The 18114-nt window shown below is 60.8% G+C and carries 17 protein-coding genes; 10 read left to right on the top strand and 7 right to left on the bottom strand.

What is annotated here, in order from left to right; all coding sequences use genetic code 11:
- Positions 1 to 135 precede the first annotated feature (135 nt).
- From tkt to fba, 6 genes are all read left to right on the top strand, one after another.
- Positions 136 to 2133, top strand: coding sequence for a transketolase (gene tkt, locus AC1RT4_RS07235; RefSeq protein ID WP_221535732.1), 1998 nt, complete (start codon positions 136 to 138; stop codon positions 2131 to 2133).
- Positions 2134 to 2284: 151 nt separating this feature from the next.
- A complete protein-coding gene (gene epd / locus AC1RT4_RS07230) occupies positions 2285 to 3337 on the top strand; it encodes an erythrose-4-phosphate dehydrogenase (protein ID WP_493084673.1) in 1053 nt (350 codons plus the stop codon).
- A gap of 12 nt (positions 3338 to 3349) precedes the next feature.
- Complete coding sequence (locus AC1RT4_RS07225; protein ID WP_179693423.1) at positions 3350 to 4513, top strand: phosphoglycerate kinase; 1164 nt, start codon at positions 3350 to 3352, stop codon at positions 4511 to 4513.
- A gap of 34 nt (positions 4514 to 4547) precedes the next feature.
- Positions 4548 to 4769: a hypothetical protein gene (locus tag AC1RT4_RS07220; protein ID WP_085697808.1), complete on the top strand. Its 222-nt coding sequence runs from the start codon at positions 4548 to 4550 to the stop codon at positions 4767 to 4769.
- 56 nt (positions 4770 to 4825) lie between these two features.
- Positions 4826 to 5158, top strand: coding sequence for an MliC family protein (locus AC1RT4_RS07215; RefSeq protein WP_493084670.1), 333 nt, complete (start codon positions 4826 to 4828; stop codon positions 5156 to 5158).
- A gap of 125 nt (positions 5159 to 5283) precedes the next feature.
- A complete protein-coding gene (fba, locus tag AC1RT4_RS07210) occupies positions 5284 to 6348 on the top strand; it encodes a class II fructose-bisphosphate aldolase (protein ID WP_007959708.1) in 1065 nt (354 codons plus the stop codon).
- A gap of 99 nt (positions 6349 to 6447) precedes the next feature.
- Here fba and AC1RT4_RS07205 read toward each other — a convergent pair whose 3' ends face one another.
- The 3 genes from AC1RT4_RS07205 to AC1RT4_RS07195 all read right to left on the bottom strand — a co-directional run bounded on the left by AC1RT4_RS07205 (position 6448) and on the right by AC1RT4_RS07195 (position 8239).
- Positions 6448 to 6699 (bottom strand): helix-turn-helix domain-containing protein, encoded by a 252-nt coding sequence (locus AC1RT4_RS07205; protein ID WP_493084668.1) that lies wholly within the window; start codon positions 6697 to 6699, stop codon positions 6448 to 6450.
- 95 nt (positions 6700 to 6794) lie between these two features.
- Positions 6795 to 7154, bottom strand: a complete 360-nt coding sequence (locus tag AC1RT4_RS07200; RefSeq protein ID WP_493084666.1) for a DUF6124 family protein — start codon at positions 7152 to 7154, stop codon at positions 6795 to 6797.
- 416 nt (positions 7155 to 7570) lie between these two features.
- On the bottom strand, positions 7571 to 8239 hold the full coding sequence (locus tag AC1RT4_RS07195) for a polysaccharide lyase family 7 protein (RefSeq protein ID WP_007959711.1): 669 nt from the start codon (positions 8237 to 8239) through the stop codon (positions 7571 to 7573).
- Positions 8240 to 8590: 351 nt separating this feature from the next.
- On the opposite strand from AC1RT4_RS07195, the gene AC1RT4_RS07190 reads away from it, so the two are divergent.
- From AC1RT4_RS07190 to AC1RT4_RS07180, 3 genes are read left to right on the top strand one after another with little or no spacing between them, the layout of a single operon-like run.
- On the top strand, positions 8591 to 10714 hold the full coding sequence (locus AC1RT4_RS07190; protein ID WP_493084663.1) for a putative bifunctional diguanylate cyclase/phosphodiesterase: 2124 nt from the start codon (positions 8591 to 8593) through the stop codon (positions 10712 to 10714).
- 41 nt (positions 10715 to 10755) lie between these two features.
- Positions 10756 to 11247, top strand: coding sequence for a M48 metallopeptidase family protein (locus AC1RT4_RS07185; protein ID WP_007959720.1), 492 nt, complete (start codon positions 10756 to 10758; stop codon positions 11245 to 11247).
- 24 nt (positions 11248 to 11271) lie between these two features.
- Positions 11272 to 11568: a winged helix-turn-helix domain-containing protein gene (locus tag AC1RT4_RS07180; protein ID WP_007894945.1), complete on the top strand. Its 297-nt coding sequence runs from the start codon at positions 11272 to 11274 to the stop codon at positions 11566 to 11568.
- Positions 11569 to 11610: 42 nt separating this feature from the next.
- On the opposite strand, the gene AC1RT4_RS07175 is transcribed toward AC1RT4_RS07180, so the two are convergent.
- A complete protein-coding gene (locus tag AC1RT4_RS07175; RefSeq protein ID WP_011336314.1) occupies positions 11611 to 12063 on the bottom strand; it encodes a GNAT family N-acetyltransferase in 453 nt (150 codons plus the stop codon).
- Positions 12064 to 12319: 256 nt separating this feature from the next.
- Here AC1RT4_RS07175 and AC1RT4_RS07170 point away from each other — a divergent pair, with 256 nt between their 5' ends.
- The gene (locus AC1RT4_RS07170) at positions 12320 to 13057 is read left to right on the top strand and encodes a substrate-binding periplasmic protein (RefSeq protein WP_064380188.1); all 738 of its coding nucleotides are present in this window, start codon (positions 12320 to 12322) and stop codon (positions 13055 to 13057) included.
- 6 nt (positions 13058 to 13063) lie between these two features.
- Here AC1RT4_RS07170 and yccS read toward each other — a convergent pair whose 3' ends face one another.
- The 3 genes from yccS to dbpA form a co-directional block, all read right to left on the bottom strand.
- Positions 13064 to 15247, bottom strand: coding sequence for a YccS family putative transporter (gene yccS / locus AC1RT4_RS07165; RefSeq protein ID WP_007959728.1), 2184 nt, complete (start codon positions 15245 to 15247; stop codon positions 13064 to 13066).
- 110 nt (positions 15248 to 15357) lie between these two features.
- On the bottom strand, positions 15358 to 16536 hold the full coding sequence (locus tag AC1RT4_RS07160; RefSeq protein WP_273904315.1) for a BaiN/RdsA family NAD(P)/FAD-dependent oxidoreductase: 1179 nt from the start codon (positions 16534 to 16536) through the stop codon (positions 15358 to 15360).
- 162 nt (positions 16537 to 16698) lie between these two features.
- The gene (dbpA, locus tag AC1RT4_RS07155) at positions 16699 to 18084 is read right to left on the bottom strand and encodes an ATP-dependent RNA helicase DbpA (protein WP_007959732.1); all 1386 of its coding nucleotides are present in this window, start codon (positions 18082 to 18084) and stop codon (positions 16699 to 16701) included.
- Positions 18085 to 18114: the final 30 nt, after the last annotated feature.

Raw genomic sequence — 18114 nt, 5'->3', positions numbered from 1 at the left:
TCACCAACCGAAACCGATGTTATCCATTGGAAAAACGCCTCCGGATGACTATCTGTCATTGCCCCGAGGCGCTCGGGTGAGGGAAAATGCCCTCCTTTTTTCCGTTTCAATCTATTCACACCCAGGAGATCAGCGATGCCTAGCCGTCGTGAGCGTGCCAACGCCATTCGTGCCCTCAGCATGGATGCCGTGCAAAAAGCCAACAGCGGCCATCCCGGTGCCCCTATGGGTATGGCAGATATCGCCGAAGTGCTTTGGCGCGACTACCTCAAGCACAACCCGAGCAATCCATCGTTCGCCGACCGTGACCGCTTCGTGCTGTCCAACGGCCACGGCTCGATGTTGATCTACTCGCTGCTGCACCTGACCGGCTACGACCTGTCGATCGACGACCTGAAGCAATTCCGTCAACTGCACAGCCGTACCCCGGGCCACCCGGAATTCGGTTACACCCCGGGCGTTGAAACCACCACTGGCCCGCTGGGTCAGGGTCTGGCCAACGCTGTGGGCTTCGCCCTGGCTGAAAAGGTACTGGGCGCGCAGTTCAACCGTCCTGGCCACAACATCGTCGACCACCACACCTACGTGTTCCTGGGCGATGGCTGCATGATGGAAGGCATTTCCCACGAAGTCGCTTCCCTGGCCGGCACGCTGGGCCTGGGCAAGCTGATCGCCTTCTACGATGACAACGGCATCTCCATCGACGGCGAAGTCGAAGGCTGGTTCACCGATGACACGCCGAAGCGTTTCGAATCGTACAACTGGCAAGTGATCCGCAACGTCGACGGTCACGACCCGGAAGAGATCAAGACCGCCATCGAGACCGCTCGCAAGAGCCCGCTGCCGACCCTGATCTGCTGCAAGACCACCATCGGTTTCGGTTCGCCGAACAAGCAAGGCAAGGAAGATTGCCACGGCGCCCCGCTGGGTGACGCGGAAATCGCCCTGACCCGTCAGGCGTTGAACTGGAACCACGGCCCGTTCGAAATCCCGGCCGACATTTATGCCGAGTGGGATGCCAAGGAAAAAGGCCGCGCCGCCGAAGCCGAGTGGGACCAGCGTTTCGCTGCTTACTCCGCCGCTTTCCCGACCGAAGCCAACGAACTGATCCGTCGCCTGAGCGGCGAGCTGCCGGCCGACTTCTCCGAGAAGGCCGATGCCTACATCGCTGAAGTCGCGGCCAAAGGCGAAACCATCGCCAGCCGTAAAGCCAGCCAGAACGCTCTGAACGCGTTCGGCCCGCTGCTGCCGGAAGTGCTGGGCGGTTCGGCTGACCTGGCCGGTTCCAACCTGACCCTGTGGAAAGGCTGCAAAGGCGTCAGCGCCGAAGACGCCAGCGGCAACTACATGTACTACGGCGTGCGCGAATTCGGCATGACCGCCATCATGAACGGCGTTGCCCTGCACGGCGGTCTGGTGCCTTACGGCGCGACCTTCCTGATGTTCATGGAATACGCCCGCAACGCGGTGCGCATGTCCGCTCTGATGAAGCAGCGTGTGATCCACGTCTACACCCACGACTCCATCGGTCTGGGCGAAGACGGCCCGACGCACCAGCCGATCGAGCAACTGACCAGCCTGCGCAGCACGCCGAACCTCGACACCTGGCGTCCAGCCGATGCCGTTGAATCGGCCGTGGCCTGGAAAAACGCTCTGGAACGCAAGGACGGCCCGTCGGCGCTGATCTTCTCGCGTCAGAACCTGCAGCACCAAACCCGTGATGCCGGCCAGATTGCCGACATCCGTCGCGGTGGCTACGTGCTGAAGGACTGCGCAGGCGAGCCTGAGCTGATCCTGATCGCGACCGGTTCGGAAGTCGGTCTGGCCGTTCAGGCCTACGACAAACTGACCGAGCAAGGCCGCAAGGTGCGCGTGGTTTCCATGCCATGCACCAGCGCGTTCGACGCTCAGGACGCCAGCTACAAGCAATCGGTCCTGCCGTTGCAGGTTGGCGCGCGTATCGCGATCGAAGCGGCTCACGCCGACTTCTGGTTCAAGTACGTGGGTCTGGAAGGCCGCGTGATCGGCATGACCACCTACGGCGAATCGGCTCCGGCTTCGGCACTGTTCGAAGAGTTCGGCTTCACCCTGGAAAACATCCTGGGTCAGGCTGAAGAGCTGCTGGAAGACTGATCCAGAAAAGGTGTCGCCTGAACTGACGCCATTGCGGGCAAGCCCGCTCCCACATGGACGATGTAGATCCCTGTGGGAGCGGGCTTGCCCGCGATGGCGGTCGTTCAGGCAACATCGCTCTGACTGATACACCACGGTAATCGAGAACCCCATGCCTCAACCGCGTCCCTACAAAGTTGCACTCAACGGCTACGGCCGGATTGGTCGTTGCGTCTTGCGTGCGTTGTTCGAGCGAGGCTCGGCGGCAGGGTTTGAAATTGTCGCGATCAACGATCTGGCCGACATGGCCAGCATCGAATACCTGACACGCTTCGACTCCACCCACGGCCGGTTCCCGGGCGAAGTGAAGGTCGATGGCGATTGTCTGCATATTAATGGCAACTGCGTGAAGGTCCTGCGCAGTGCCACCCCCGAAGGCATCGATTGGGCGTCGCTGGGCGTCGATCTGGTGCTCGAATGCTCCGGCGCCTACCACACCCGCGCAGACGGCCAGCGTTTCCTCGACGCCGGCGCGCCGCGTGTGCTGTTTTCGCAGCCGATGGCCAGCGAGGCGGATGTCGACGCCACCATCGTTTACGGCGTCAATCAGGATTGCCTGACCGGCGACGAACTGCTGGTGTCCAACGCCTCCTGCACCACCAACTGCGGCGTGCCGCTGTTGCGTCTGCTGGATCAGGCGGTCGGCCTGGATTACGTATCGATCACCACGATTCACTCGGCGATGAACGATCAGCCGGTGATCGACGCCTATCACCACGAAGACCTGCGCCGCACCCGTTCGGCGTTCCAGTCGGTGATCCCGGTGTCCACCGGTCTGGCGCGTGGTATCGAGCGCCTGCTGCCGGAACTTGCCGGGCGAATTCAGGCCAAAGCCGTACGCGTGCCGACGGTCAACGTGTCCTGCCTCGACATCACGATGCAGACCGCGAGCGACACCGACGCCGGTGAGGTCAACCGGATCCTGCGCGACGCCGCCACCAGCGGCCCGCTCAAAGGTCTGTTGGCCTACACCGAATTGCCTCACGCCAGTTGTGATTTCAACCATGACCCACATTCGGCCATCGTCGATGCCAGTCAGACCCGCGTTTCCGGCCCTCGGCTGGTGAACATCCTGGCCTGGTTCGACAACGAATGGGGTTTTGCCAACCGAATGCTGGATGTTGCAGAACACTATCTGCAAACAGCGACTTCAAAAAAACCGTAGGAAGTGCGACCCATGACCGTGTTGAAGATGTCCGACCTCGATCTGCAAGGTAAGCGCGTATTGATCCGCGAAGACCTCAACGTCCCAGTCAAGGACGGTGTTGTCACCAGCGATGCGCGTATCCTGGCTTCGCTGCCGACCATCAAGCTGGCCCTGGAAAAAGGCGCGGCCGTGATGGTCTGCTCGCACCTGGGTCGTCCGACCGAAGGCGAATTCTCCGCCGAGAACAGCCTCAAGCCTGTCGCCGATTACCTGAGCAAGGCCCTGGGCCGCGAAGTGCCGCTGGTGGCTGATTACCTGGGCGGCGTTGACGTCAAGGCCGGCGACATCGTGCTGTTCGAAAACGTGCGCTTCAACAAGGGCGAGAAAAAGAACGCCGACGAACTGGCCCAGCAATACGCTGCCCTGTGCGACGTGTTCGTGATGGACGCTTTCGGTACCGCTCACCGCGCCGAAGGTTCGACGCATGGTGTAGCCAAGTTCGCCAAAGTCGCCGCTGCTGGCCCGCTGCTGGCCGCTGAACTCGACGCACTGGGTAAAGCCCTGGGCGCCCCGGCCAAGCCAATGGCGGCCATCGTTGCCGGTTCCAAGGTCTCGACCAAACTCGACGTACTGAACAGCCTGAGCCAGATCTGCGATCAACTGATCGTCGGCGGCGGCATCGCCAACACCTTCCTCGCTGCTGCCGGTCACCCGGTTGGCAAGTCGCTGTACGAGCCGGACCTGCTGGACACCGCGCGCGCCATCGCCGCCAAGGTCAGCGTGCCGCTGCCGGTCGACGTGGTGGTTGCCAAGGAATTCGCTGAAAGCGCCGAAGCGACCGTGAAACTGATCGCTGACGTCGCTGCCGACGACATGATCCTCGACATCGGCCCGCAAACCGCGGCCAACTTCGCCGAACTTCTGAAGTCGTCGAAAACCATCCTGTGGAACGGCCCAGTCGGCGTGTTCGAATTCGACCAGTTCGGCAACGGCACCAAAGTGCTGGCCCAGGCCATCGCGGAAAGCGCGGCGTTCTCGATTGCCGGTGGTGGCGACACCCTGGCGGCCATCGATAAATATGGCGTGGCTGAAAAGATCTCCTACATTTCCACCGGCGGTGGCGCGTTCCTCGAATTCGTCGAAGGCAAGGTGCTGCCGGCCGTTGAAGTCCTGGAAAGCCGGGCCAAGGCCTGAGGCCGCCCGATTGGCCAGGCAAAGGAGTGTTCAGATGGTCAAGTCGTTAGCGCTGTTGTTGCTGACCGGTACATTGGCAGCCTGCGGGAGTAACCCGAAGGCTGCGCCGGAGCCGGCACCCGGCGAGGCACAGAAAGGCTGCTATCAGGCCGACTGGCAGGCCGAAACCAACCCGGTGCTGAACAAGCGCTCGGGCCCGGACGGTCTGGACAAATACGAGACGCAAACCCCGGCCAAGGAACATGGTTGTCCTTGACCGGTCTGACTCTTTACTCAAGTCCGGCGGCGTGCGCTGCCGGTCGAGGAACACGGATGAAAGGCTTGATCGCCGTTGCGGCGCTGGGATTGTTGGGTGGTTGCGCGCAGTGGAACCCGTTCCAGTCGTCCGCCCCTGTGGATAACTGGACCGCCTGGACCTGCGACAGCCAGGCGAAGGTGCTGTGGCGCTTCACCGATGCCGCCCGCAAGGAAGTCGATGTGCGACTGGGCGGCGGCGATCAGGTCTATCGCCTGAAAGAAGAGCCGGGTGCCTCGGGTGCGCTGTACAGCGACGACATGCTGGCGTTTCACATCAAAGGTGAGGAAGGCCTGGTCTACTGGGTCGCCACCAATGATCTGATCGGTCGGGGCTGCAAAGCCGAATAAAACAGAATTTGCTTTATCGAATCACCAGGCCGGGTCTCAACCCCCGATCTGCAATCACTTGAATAGCCGCCGCCGCTCCGGCAGGCTGGCACGATTAACGACCCAAACCGGGAGAGAGACACACAATGGCACTTATCAGCATGCGCCAGATGCTGGACCACGCAGCCGAGTTCGGCTACGGCGTTCCAGCCTTCAACGTCAACAACCTTGAGCAGATGCGCGCCATCATGGAAGCCGCTGACAAGACTGACTCCCCGGTGATCGTTCAGGCTTCGGCCGGTGCCCGCAAATACGCCGGCGCCCCGTTCCTGCGTCACCTGATCCTGGCGGCAATCGAAGAATTCCCGCACATCCCGGTGTGCATGCACCAGGACCACGGCACCAGCCCTGACGTCTGCCAGCGTTCCATCCAGCTGGGCTTCAGCTCGGTGATGATGGACGGCTCCCTCGGCGAAGACGGCAAAACGCCGACCGACTACGAATACAACGTCCGCGTCACCCAACAAACCGTAGCCATGGCTCACGCCTGCGGCGTTTCGGTTGAAGGCGAGCTGGGCTGCCTGGGTTCGCTGGAAACCGGCATGGCCGGTGAAGAAGACGGCATCGGCGCCGAAGGCGTTCTGGATCACAGCCAGATGCTGACCGACCCGGAAGAAGCTGCTGACTTCGTCAAGAAGACTCAGGTTGATGCCCTGGCCATCGCCATCGGCACCAGCCACGGCGCCTACAAGTTCACCAAGCCACCTACCGGTGACGTGCTGGCGATCGACCGCATCAAGGAAATCCACAAACGCATCCCGAACACCCACCTGGTGATGCACGGTTCCTCGTCGGTGCCACAAGAGTGGCTGGCGATCATCAACCAGTACGGCGGCGACATCAAAGAAACCTACGGCGTACCGGTTGAAGAAATCGTCGAAGGCATCAAGCACGGCGTGCGCAAGGTCAACATCGACACCGACCTGCGTCTGGCATCCACCGGCGCCATGCGTCGCCTGATGGCCACCAACCCGAGCGAGTTCGACCCGCGTAAATTCTTCGGCGAAACCGTGAAGGCGATGCGCGATGTATGTATCGCTCGCTACGAAGCTTTCGGTACCGCTGGCAACGCTTCGAAGATCAAGCCGATCTCGCTGGAAAGCATGTATCAGCGTTATCTGAAGGGTGAGCTGAACGCCAAGGTCAATTGAGACTGGGTGTTGAGCTGATTTGAAAGAAACCCGCCGTGAGGCGGGTTTTTTTTGGGTGGTGATTTTTGCGTGGATTAAGAACTATCCAAAAATCGGAGATCATTTGAATACCTCCGCGAGCTCTTCAAGAGTCGGCATAACCGCTGGAATGACAACAAGCTCACTATCCAGAGCTGCCAGGGTGCGTGCGTAGGCGATCATGCTGACAGATGGAGCGCCTTTCTCCACTGCGATGATTTTGTATCGTGTCAGCCCCGCGAGCTCGGCAAGCTGTGCTTGCGTCAGGCCGCGAGCTATACGTTTTTCGCGTAGTTGATTACCTAGACGGCTGATCAATAGGACGTAGTCCATGTTCGCTACCGTAACATTTGAAGAATCATGTTGTGCAAACACAACATTTCACTTCGAGAAACCCGCCGTGAAGCGGGTTTTTTAGATAGAGCGGATTATTTCGGCTCTACGTGATCCAGCGCCTGATTCACCGCCACTTCCCCTAGCATCACCAGCTGCGCAATGCCTATCGCGGTTTTGCGGTCGGCGGGAGGGAGAGTCGCGGCGAAGTTGTTGAGCATTTCGCTGGCGGAGCCGAGGGTTTCGCTGGCGTTGGCCAGCAGGGATTCGGTGTTGTACGCGGGATTGGCGAAGTACATGCGGTCGGGTTCGTTGACCGTGGCCATGATGCGGGCGCCGGGGCAGAGGTAGTGGTCGAGGGCGCGTTCGGCGGCTTCGTTGAGTTTTTTGGGGTCGAGGGAATCGTAGGGGGAGGCCAGATCGGTGTCTGGCGGGTTTGGCGTAGCTTTGAACATATGCTGAAAACTCCTGTAAGGAGCTGCTTGTCCTTCCCTACTAAAAGAAGGGTGGCAGCTGTGCGCAGGTTAGTAGACCGGGGAGTATTCAGCATTGACCGGCGCGCCGAAGCGCCCTGCGCACAGCCACCATCACAGTCAGACTGGAATGTCTGATGGACAGCGCGTTGCACGTAGCTGAAAACACCACGGGCTACTAAACCCGATCACTGCGAATCAGTGACCGGAATCAAGTTACCGACGGCCCTCCAGGCGCACAAGCCGGCGGATTCTGGCGTACCGGTAGGCAGCGACGCAAGCCGTTGTAGGCTTCGGGAAGTTGCGCCGGGCTGCTTTAAACATGACCGTTTAAACGTCAGCGCTGCCGCAGGCGCCATCGCTGGCAAGTCGAATCGTCGCACCGCAGCTCCCACAGGTTATTTGTCGTGGTCAATGTCCAGTTTTGAGAACGTCACCTGCCCACCCTCGCTGGTGTACCCGGTGTTGTCCTGCACATACACGCCTGCCTTGAAATACAGCGGCTTGTTGCGCCACGTCGCGCTGATCTGCGAATCCCACTGATACCCGGCCGCACTCACACCCAGTGCGCCGCCGGGGCTCAGGTGAATGAGGTAGTTGAATTCGCGATTGAGTTTGATCCCGGTGGCGAGGGTGATGACGCGGCTTTCGTCCTGATCCGGATGGGTGCGCAGTTTGATCACCAGGTTGCCGGTCTCGGTTTTGTCTTTGTACTGGTACTCAAGCTTGAGCATCGGCTTCTGGCTTTCATAGGCGTGGATCTGGCCAATGACAATCTTGCCCGAGCTGGGCACCTTGTTGACCGAGAGGGTCGCGCGCAGCAGGTTGTCGGCGTCCGGGTAGTACCAGTTGCGCAGGGTGCCGTTGCTGTAGGTTTCGCGCAGTTCGGTGCGGGGGTAGATGGCGTTTTCGGTTTTCGAGCCGGTCACCGGGGACCAGAAGAACAGGGTGCCGGTGTCGGAATGGAAGTACTGATCCTTGAAGCCGTTCACCAGTTTGGAGGTTTCGACGGTGTAGGGCGGGCTGCCAACGGGAACGCTGAGGTTCCAGGTTGCGAGGTCGATCATGTCGGTTCTTCCACTCTCTTGCTGTTGCACGCGCGTGCCAGAAGCTCTAGCCCGCGGGTCTTGGGGGCGGCCTTTATAAGCGTAGAGGGATTTTTTGTTAACGGCCGTCTGGCGGATGATTGGCGTCAACATCCTGTCGAAATGCCATCTTTCCCGGTTTTCGGGGGCTACAGCGGTGACCGTTAGTCGGCTACTTACCGGTTTGGTTAAATGATGGCTTGGTGACAGCTACTGCTTTTACAGATCCCGGACTAGAGTGAAGGCTCAGTGACTGTACGGTTTTCACGAGAAACCGCCCGGAACACTGATCCGAAATGCCCCGACACCAGATGTCCCGACAAGAGAAGCAGCATGGAATGCGCGCAACCCCAGCCAGGTGAAGGCAGCTCAGTCCTTTTGATCGTTGATGATTACCCTGAAAATCTGATCAGCATGCGCGCGTTGCTGCAGCGCCAGGACTGGCAGGTGATGACCGCGGCTTCCGGTTTCGAAGCCCTCAGCCTGCTGCTCGAACACGACGTCGATCTGGTGCTGCTGGATGTGCAGATGCCGGGCATGGACGGTTTCGAAGTCGCGCGGCTGATGCGCGGCAGTCAGCGCACGCGCCTGACCCCGATCATTTTCCTCACCGCCAACGAGCAGTCCCAGGACGCCGTGATCAAGGGCTACGCCAGCGGTGCGGTGGATTACCTGTTCAAACCCTTCGATCCGCAAATTCTCAAGCCCAAAGTCCAGGCGTTGCTGGAGCACCAGCGCAATCGCCGGGCGTTGCAGCGCTTGAGTCAGGATCTGGAATCGGCGCGGGCCTTCAATGCGTCGGTGCTGGATAACGCGGCCGAAGGCATTCTGGTGCTGGCCGAGGATGGCTTGATCCGCTTCGCCAATCCGGCGATTTCCCGGTTGCTCAATGCGCCGGTGAAGGAGCTGGAAGGGCAGGAGTTTCTCGATTTCCTGCAGAAACCGCACATTCCGCTGTGGGCCGATTCCGAGTTTTATGCCAGTTACAAACGCGGCGAGACGTTGCGCTTACACGACGCGTTGCTGCGTACCGCGCCGGGCCAGCAAGTGCCGGTGGCCCTGTCCTGCGCGCCGCTGCCGAGCGAACAGCACGCGATGGTGGTGACGGTGCTGGACATGTCGGTGGTGCGCCATCTGCATCAGCAGCTGGAATTTCAGGCTGTCACCGACCCGCTGACCGGGCTGCTCAATCGTCGGGGTTTTTACCAGACTGTGGAAAACCTGCTGTTGCGCGGCGAGCGCACGGACAGCAGTTGGGTGCTGATGTACCTCGATCTCGACGGCTTCAAGAGGGTCAACGATTCCCTCGGCCATGATGCCGGGGACCGAGTGTTGCGCTGGGTCTCCGAACAATTGAAAGCCTGCCTGCGGCCGTTCGACATTCTGGCGCGGATGGGCGGCGATGAATTCACCGCACTGCTGGATCTGGAATTCCCTGAACAAGCGGCGAAGATTGCCGAGAAGCTCATCGAACGGGTTTCGATCTGTCAGCAGATCGAAGGCCTCGATATTGCGCTGGGTGCCAGTATCGGCATCGCCACCTACCCGGATTGCGGTAACAACCTCGACGGTCTGATGCGCGCCTCGGACATCGCCATGTACGAAGCCAAGCGTGCCGGGCGTCAGCAATATCGCTTCTACGATCATGAAATGAACGGCCGTGCGCGCTCACGGCTGATGCTGGAAGAGAGCGTGCGCAACGCCATCGAGAACCGGGATTTCAATCTGGTCTATCAGCCGCAAGTGGCGATTGGCGATGGCAAGATTCGCGGTTTCGAAGCGTTGCTGCGCTGGCAGCACCCGAGTGTCGGTGATGTGCCGCCGGGGCTGTTCCTGCCGTTGCTGGAGGAGGCGACGTTGATCAGCCGGCTCGGCAGCTGGATTTATCATCGCAGCGCCGGACAGCGTAAGGCGTGGGAATCCGAGTTCTCCAAGGATCTGGTGATCGGCGTGAGCCTGAGCAACACCCAGTTCGGCCTGCCGAATCTGGTCACCGAATTGCGCCAGGTACTGGAACGCCATGGTTTGCAGCCGCACCAGATGGAAGTGGAAGTCACCGAAGAGGCGCTGACGATCAACCCGGACGAGACCCGCAAACAGCTGAAGCTGCTGCGCAATCTCGGGGTGCGGGTGGCGCTGGACGATTTCGGTTCCGGGTCCTGCTCGCTGTCGCATCTGCGCGATCTGGAACTGGACACCCTCAAGCTCGATCGCCACCTGATCGCCCGATTGCCGGACTCGTCCCGCGACGCTTCGCTGGTGCGCACGGTCATCGACTTATGTAAGGAATACGGCTTGCTGGTGATTGCCGAAGGCGTGGAAACCGTCGAGCAATACCAGTGGCTGCAAGCTCATGGTTGCGAGTATGTGCAAGGTTTCCTGGTGGCGCGTCCGTTGGTCGCCGAGGACACCGCACGCTTTACCGAGCCGTTCGACTGGAGCGCGTTGGCCGGTTGAATTCGCTACACTGGCGGCCTTTTCATGACCCGTGCCGCCCCATGACTGCGTTGAAATACCTCCAGGCCTATCCCGCGAATCTGCAGGATCAGGTGCGCCAATTGATCGCCGACAACCGCCTCGGTGATTACCTGAGCCAACGTTATCCGGGCCGCCACGATGTGCAGAGCGACAAGGCGTTGTACGGCTACGCGCTGGACTTGAAACAGGAATACCTGCGCAACGCCCCGGCCATCGACAAGGTGCTGTTCGACAACCGCCTCGACCTGACCCATCGCGCCCTCGGTCTGCACACCACGGTGTCGCGGGTGCAGGGCGGCAAGCTCAAGGCCAAGAAAGAGATTCGCATCGCCTCGCTGTTCAAGGACGCCGCGCCGGAGTTTCTGAAGATGATCGTCGTGCACGAGCTGGCGCACTTCAAGGAGTCGGATCACAACAAGGCGTTCTATAAGTTATGCGAGCACATGCTGCCGGGCTACCACCAGGTCGAGTTCGACCTGCGGGTGTATCTGACGTGGCGGGACATGCAATAAGACATCAAACAACGGAGCGCATGCATGGACGTAAGCAAGACCAAGAGCAGTTTCTACCGGCGCTTGTATGTGGCGTACCTGATCGACAGCGGCCTGGCGAGCAGCGTGCCCGCGCTGACCGAGGTCACCGGCATGCCCCGGCGCACGGCGCAGGACACGATTGCGGCGCTGGCGGATCTGGATATCGTCTGTGAGTTCGAGCAGGAAGAGGGCGCGCGCAATCATGCGGGGCGTTATCGGATTCGGGAGTGGGGGGCGATTGATCGGGGGTGGATTGAGCGGAATTTGCGGCAGATCAAGGCTGTTCTCGAGTATCCCTGACCTGAGCAGTCCCTTCGCGGGCAAGCCCGCGAAGGGGAAATCTCAAGACCGCCGCATACCAATATGCGGAATGTCATCCTCAAGATATTCCTCACCCGCCACCACAAACCCGTACCGCCCGTAATACCCCTGCAAATGCGCCTGGGCCGACAGATAGATCGGCACTTCAGGCCAACGCTTTTCGGCCTGTTTCAGCGCCTGCTCCATCATTTCATGCCCCAGCCCTTTGCCACGCCCGGCCGGTGCGGTCAGCACGCGGCCGATCACCACGTCGCCACCCTGGGATTCCGGATCCAGCAGGCGCAGGTACGCCACCAGCTGATCACCGTCCCAGCCCATCAAATGGCAGGTGTCACCGTCCAGATCCTGACCGTCCGGATCCAGATACGCGCAGCGCTGTTCGACCACGAACACTTCCGAGCGCAATTTCAAAATGGCGTACAGCTGCTCCAGTCCCAGATCGCTGTGATGTTTGCAGACCCACTCGATTGTCATCTTCCGATTCCTTGAACTACGTCGCCCGATACTAAGCGCAGCGCCGAAATATGTCTGTATGGCTGAGAAATCTGTGACAAAGGCCAAAATGCCATCATTCCAATATCGCGGCCCGCCGTACTTTGTGTAATCTGCTGGGAAGCGCTGTGCGATGGCTTCAATGAGCTAATGTTAGGGCCTGGGATTCGCCGGTAAGGGGCCTTGGGGTTTTGACTGAAAACACGTCGGGCGGCCCGCCCGCTAAGGATTTTCAAGCATGCCGCGATTGCATCGAGCCTTTGCTTTGATCGGATTGCTGTTGCTGGGTCAAAGCGCTGCAGCGGAGAAATTGCGTCTGGTGTTCGACGTCTGGCCGCCCTTTACCGATGACACGCTGGTCAACGGTGGGCTGGCGACCGACATCGTGAGCACGGCCCTGGCCCGTGCCGGTTATGCCAGCGGTTATGAGCAGGTGCCGTGGGCGCGGGCGTTGATGGGTGTTGGCGAAGGACGTTACGACGTGCTGGTCAACGCCTGGTACAACGACGAGCGCACGAAGCTGGGGCAGTTTTCTGCCGAGTACCTGCTCAATCGCGTGCGTTTTCTCAAGCGCAAAGACGCGCCCATCGAATACAACAACCTGCAGGAACTGCACACCTATCCGATTGCGGTAGTGCGCGGCTATGCCTATTCGGCGCCGTTCGATGCCGACACCGCGTTGCAGAAAGTCCCTGTGCATAACTTCGCCATGGCCGTGCGCATGCTGGCGGCGGACCGGGTCAAGCTGACCCTGGAAGACGAATACGTCGCCCGCTATTACCTGGCCCGGGAGTCACCGAAAGTGCGCAACGCGGTGGAGTTTCTGCCCAAGCCGCTGAGCGAGAACAGCTTGCACATTCTTGTCAGCCTGAAGAACCCGCAGCACGAGCAGATCGTGGCCGGGTTCGACAAGGCGATTGCGTCGATGAAGGCCGATGGCAGCTATGACAAGCTGCTGAGGCAGCATGGGATGTGAGGCGGCTCAATCTTCGGCTGTGTCTTTGATCAGGTGCGCCGCCAGCGTGCGCAACGGTCCGAGTTGACGGCAAATCAGCGCCAGTTGTGTCTGCACCAGCCGCTGGCCTTCGTCGATTTCGTCCGGCATCTGCTCAAGCTCGTTGGCCAGCGCCTCTTCCTCATCGCTCTGAATCGCGATTGGCTGTTTGCTCGCCAGCCCCTGGGCAATTTCATCGATGCTCGCCGCCAGACTCACCCCGGCGCCGTCGATCAGGTGCTCGCGCACCTCGGCCGGCAGCTGGGTTTCCCGGTGTGCGCCGAGGCCTGACAGATAGCTGAGCAAGGTGTGCGACAGCACCAGGAAGCGGAAACCGACGTCGGCTTCCTTCCGGAAATGCCCCGGCTCCATCAGCATGTTCGCCAGCGTCGTGGAGAGTGCGGCGTCGGCGTTGTGCGCATTGCGTCGGGCCAGGCGATAAGCGAGGTCGTCGCTCTTGCCGGCGGCGTATTGCTGCATGATCTGGCGCAAATAGATGCTATTGCAGGTGAGGGTGTTGGCCAGCACTTTGTTCAGGCGCCGACCCTGCCAGTCCGGCAGGAACAGGAACACCGCAAGTCCGGCGATCAAGCTGCCGAGCAAGGTATCGAACAGCCTTGGCACAAACAGACCATAGCCATCGCCGACCTGGTTGAAGCAGAACAGCACCATGATCGTGATCGCGGCGGTGGCCACGGTGTAGCGGGTGGTGCGGTTGGTAAAGAACACCACGCCGGCGGCGATGGCGAAGCACGACTGCACCAGCGGGTTCGGGAACAGATCGAACAGCGCCCAGGCAATCGTCAGGCCGATCGCCGTGCCGAAAATCCGTTGGCCGAGTTTGCGCCGGGTGGCGCCGTAGTTCGGCTGGCAGACGAACAGCGTGGTGAGGATGATCCAGTAGCCTTGCGACGGGTGAATCAGGTGCACCATGCCGTAGCCGATGCTCAGCGCCAGCGGCAAACGCAGGGCGTGGCGGAACAGCAGCGAGGTTGGCGTCAGCTGCGTGCGCAGACGAATCCACACGTCCTTGAAGTTACGCGGCGAGCGGTCGAGCAGGCTGCTGTCGGTGGCATCGGCCAGGGCGTCGGGGTTGCTGGCGTCGCTGAGCAAACGGTCGAGGGTACCGAGGTTGGCCGCCAGTGCCCGCAACGAACGGAGCAGTCCGCGCCAGGCCGGGTTGCTCTGGATGCGCAGGTGTTCGAGGGAAGCGTGCAGGTCGCTCAGGGCTTCGGCGAAACTCGCGTCGTAGATGAACGGTTGGCGCATCTGGATCGATTCGGCCAGCGCCCGGCAGGCTTTGCCTTGCTGGCGCAGCAGGCGCTGGCAGCGGAACAAGACATCGCTGTGGAAAAAAGCATCGGCCAGGGCGTTGTAGGGGTAATGCGAAGAGCTGGCGCGTTCGTGAATGTCTTGCGCCAGGAAGTACAGCTTCAGGTAGCGGCTGACTTTCGAGCCGGGACGACCGTTGCCGACCCGGTGCAGGATGATTTCCTTGGCGCTGTTCAATGCGGCGACGACGCGGCCGTTCTGCTGGGCCAGTTCCAAACGCCGGGCTTCGACGTCCATCTGACGGATCGGCTCGAACAGCGAGGATTTCAGCTTCAGGTAATAGCCCAGTTCGCGAAACAGCCGCGCCAGACTTTGCTGCACCGGCTGATTGGAAAACATCGCCTGCCACAGCACCGACAGCAGGCCGTACCACGCAGCGCCGGCAACCAGCAGCATCGGCTCGTGCCAGAAGTCCGTGACCGCGCCACCGCGCTGATCCACGCCGATCATGGTGTAGACGGAAAGAATCAGCGTCGCCGAAGCAATCGCGCCATAACGCTCGCCGAGCGCACCGAGCATGGTCAGGCCGAAGCTGGCCAGTGCCAAAGCGATGACGAAAACGATGGGGTAGGGGAAGAGCAATTCCACGGACAGCGCCGCGACGCTGAAACACACCAGCGTCACCGCCAGTGCGTTGAGGCGGCCCTGCCAACTGTCGTCGGTCTCGGCCAGGGCGCTGGCGATGATCCCGAGGAACAGCGGGATCAGCAGCCCCATTTCATCCTGATACCAGCACAGCGCCATGCTGCCGGTCAGGGCGATGAACACCCGCACGCTGTAGCTGAATTTATCCAGCGCCCACAGGCGCCGCAAAGACTGACGAAACGAGGTCGAGGACATGAAGTGCGAAGGCCTTCCGAGGCGATGCCGCTAAATTGAGCCAGTAATGACGCCGACGCAATGGCGCCGATCACATCTGACAGCAAAAAGTGTTCCGCACGGCCTTCGAATCAGACGTATTGCGCCGCCGCGTAACCCGATGCCCACGCCCACTGGAAGTTGAATCCGCCCAGATGCCCGGTGACATCCAGCACTTCACCAACGAAGTAGAGGCCCGGGCTTTTCAGCGATTCCATGGTCTTGGACGAGACTTCTCGGGTGTCGACGCCGCCCAGCGTCACTTCGGCGGTGCGGTAGCCTTCGGTGCCGGCCGGGACAACCTTCCAGCTGCCCAGCTTCTCGGCGATGTCCGCTAGTTCGGCGTGGGTGTATTGCTTCATCGGTTTGGAGACGAACCAGTTGTCCGCCAGCAGGTTGGCCATCTTCTTGGTGAAGATTTCGCCGAGCAGGGTTTTCAGTTCGCTGTTCGGGCGCTCGGCGGTCTGCTGTTGCAGCCAGCTCGCGGCGTCGTGATCGGGCAGCAGGTTGATCTCGACCGTGTCGCCCGGCTCCCAGAACGAGGAAATCTGCAGAATCGCCGGACCGCTCAGACCACGGTGAGTGAACAGGATGTTCTCGCGAAAGCTCTGGTCGTTGCAGCTGACCAGACAATCCACCGAGGTGCCGGACAGTTCGGTGCACAGCTCCTTGAGCTGATCGGTGATGGTGAACGGCACCAGACCGGCGCGGGTCGGCAGCAGGTCGTGGCCGAACTGCTTGGCGACCTGATAACCGAAACCGGTGGCGCCCAACGTCGGGATCGACAGCCCGCCAGTGGCGATCACCAGCGACTGGCACTGGATCTGGCCGAGGGTGGTGTCGAGCAGGTAACCGCCCTCGACCTTCTCGATGGTCTGGATCGAAGTGTCGAGGTGCAGGTTGACGCCGACCTGATCGCACTCGTCCAGCAGCATGCCGAGGATGTCGCTGGATTTGTTATCGCAGAACAGTTGGCCGAGTTTTTTCTCGTGATACGGCACGCCGTGCTTGGCGACCATGCCGATGAAATCCCACTGGGTGTAGCGGGCCAGCGCGGATTTGCAGAAGTGCGCATTCTGCGAGAGAAAATTGCTCGGTTCGGTGTACATGTTGGTGAAGTTGCAGCGCCCACCGCCGGACATCAGAATTTTCTTGCCGGCCTTGTTCGCGTGGTCGAGCAGCAATACCTGACGTCCGCGCCCGGCGGCGGTCAGTGCACACATCAACCCTGCGGCGCCAGCGCCAATGATCACGACTTCGGTAGAGCGCAAAACGGTGTCCTCACACAATGACCACGCAGATCGTTCCCACGTCGAGGCGTCGAACCGTCTGCGTGGGAATGCATCCTGTGACGCTCTGCGTCACGATTTAAAAGCGGACGCAGAGCGTCCATGGCGGCATTCCCACGCGGAGCGTGGGAACGATCAGCGTTCTTACAAGACGCGAACGCGCAGCGAACGACCCTTGATCTTGCCGTTGTTCAAACGCTGCAGCGCCTGCATGACCACGGTGCGTTCAACAGCCACATAGGACTGGAAGTCGAAGATCGCGATCTTGCCGACCTGGGCGCCCGGAATGCCGGCTTCACCGGTCAGTGCACCAAGAATGTCGCCCGGACGCACCTTGTCCTTGCGCCCGCCAGCGATGCACAGCGTGCTCATCGGCGGTTGCAGCGGGGCACCGCCCTGGGATTTGAGGTTGTCTACCTGATCCCAGTTCAGCGGGGTTTTCTGCAGTTGTTCGATGGCTTGCGCGCGGTGCGCTTCGGACGGCGCAACGAGGCTGACCGCGATGCCTTTCTCGCCGGCACGACCGGTACGGCCGACGCGGTGAATGTGGATTTCCGAGTCGCGGGCCAGTTCGACGTTGATCACCATGTCCAGCGCATCGATGTCCAGACCACGGGCGGCAACGTCGGTGGCAACCAGCACCGAAGTACTGCGGTTGGCGAACATCGCCAGCACCTGATCGCGGTCACGCTGCTCCAGATCGCCGTGCAGGCCGACGGCGGAAATGCCTTTGGACGTCAGGTGATCGACGGTTTCCTGCACTTGCTGCTTGGTGAAGCAGAACGCCACGGTGGACGCTGGGCGGAAGTGATGTAGGACCTTGGTCACCGCGCTCATGCGCTCTTCCGGGGAAATCTCGTAGAAGCGCTGTTCGATCTGGGTGTCGTCGTGGAACGCTTCGGCTTTCACCGTTTGCGGATCACGCATGAACTTCGACGCCAGTTGCTTGATGCCCACCGGGTAGGTGGCCGAGAACAGCAGGGTCTGACGGCGGGCCGGGGTCTGCTCAATGATGTCTTCGATGGCGTCGTAGAAACCCATGTCGAGCATGCGGTCGGCTTCGTCGAGGATCAGCGTGTTCAAGCCGTCGAGAACCAGCGAACCCTTGCGCAGGTGCTGCTGGATGCGGCCCGGGGTGCCGACGATGATGTGCGCGCCGTGTTCCAGCGAGCCGATCTGCGGGCCGAAGGATACGCCGCCGCACAGGGTCAGGACCTTGATGTTGTCTTCGGCACGGGCCAGACGACGGATTTCCTTGGCGACCTGGTCGGCCAGCTCGCGGGTCGGGCAAATCACCAGCGCCTGGCAACCGAAGTAGCGCGGATTGATCGGGTTCAGCAGGCCGATGCCGAACGCGGCAGTCTTGCCGCTGCCGGTCTTGGCCTGGGCGATCAGGTCCATCCCCTTGAGGATCACCGGCAAGCTCTGCGCCTGGATCGGCGTCATCTGGGCATAACCGAGGGAGTCGAGGTTAGCCAGCATGGCGGCGGACAGCGGCAAAGTATTAAAAGCGGTGGCGATGGTGGTCACGGGACTGGCCTGCAAAACAAAATGTCGCGC

It is taken from the genome of Pseudomonas sp. GW821-FHT11D10 (assembly GCF_058808435.1).
The sequence above is the reverse complement of the archived record's forward strand: the minus strand, read 5'-3'. Positions and strand labels throughout refer to the sequence as shown.

Bases quoted from the DNA above. Each gene is read 5' to 3' on its own strand.
- tkt (WP_221535732.1), top strand. From the start codon at position 136: ATGCCTAGCCGTCGTGAGCGTGCCAACGCCATTCGTGCCCTCAGCATG.
- epd (WP_493084673.1), top strand. From the start codon at position 2,285: ATGCCTCAACCGCGTCCCTACAAAGTTGCACTCAACGGCTACGGCCGG.
- AC1RT4_RS07225 (WP_179693423.1), top strand. From the start codon at position 3,350: ATGACCGTGTTGAAGATGTCCGACCTCGATCTGCAAGGTAAGCGCGTA.
- AC1RT4_RS07220 (WP_085697808.1), top strand. From the start codon at position 4,548: ATGGTCAAGTCGTTAGCGCTGTTGTTGCTGACCGGTACATTGGCAGCC.
- AC1RT4_RS07215 (WP_493084670.1), top strand. From the start codon at position 4,826: ATGAAAGGCTTGATCGCCGTTGCGGCGCTGGGATTGTTGGGTGGTTGC.
- fba (WP_007959708.1), top strand. From the start codon at position 5,284: ATGGCACTTATCAGCATGCGCCAGATGCTGGACCACGCAGCCGAGTTC.
- AC1RT4_RS07205 (WP_493084668.1), bottom strand. From the start codon at position 6,699: ATGGACTACGTCCTATTGATCAGCCGTCTAGGTAATCAACTACGCGAA.
- AC1RT4_RS07200 (WP_493084666.1), bottom strand. From the start codon at position 7,154: ATGTTCAAAGCTACGCCAAACCCGCCAGACACCGATCTGGCCTCCCCC.
- AC1RT4_RS07195 (WP_007959711.1), bottom strand. From the start codon at position 8,239: ATGATCGACCTCGCAACCTGGAACCTCAGCGTTCCCGTTGGCAGCCCG.
- AC1RT4_RS07190 (WP_493084663.1), top strand. From the start codon at position 8,591: ATGGAATGCGCGCAACCCCAGCCAGGTGAAGGCAGCTCAGTCCTTTTG.
- AC1RT4_RS07185 (WP_007959720.1), top strand. From the start codon at position 10,756: ATGACTGCGTTGAAATACCTCCAGGCCTATCCCGCGAATCTGCAGGAT.
- AC1RT4_RS07180 (WP_007894945.1), top strand. From the start codon at position 11,272: ATGGACGTAAGCAAGACCAAGAGCAGTTTCTACCGGCGCTTGTATGTG.
- AC1RT4_RS07175 (WP_011336314.1), bottom strand. From the start codon at position 12,063: ATGACAATCGAGTGGGTCTGCAAACATCACAGCGATCTGGGACTGGAG.
- AC1RT4_RS07170 (WP_064380188.1), top strand. From the start codon at position 12,320: ATGCCGCGATTGCATCGAGCCTTTGCTTTGATCGGATTGCTGTTGCTG.
- yccS (WP_007959728.1), bottom strand. From the start codon at position 15,247: ATGTCCTCGACCTCGTTTCGTCAGTCTTTGCGGCGCCTGTGGGCGCTG.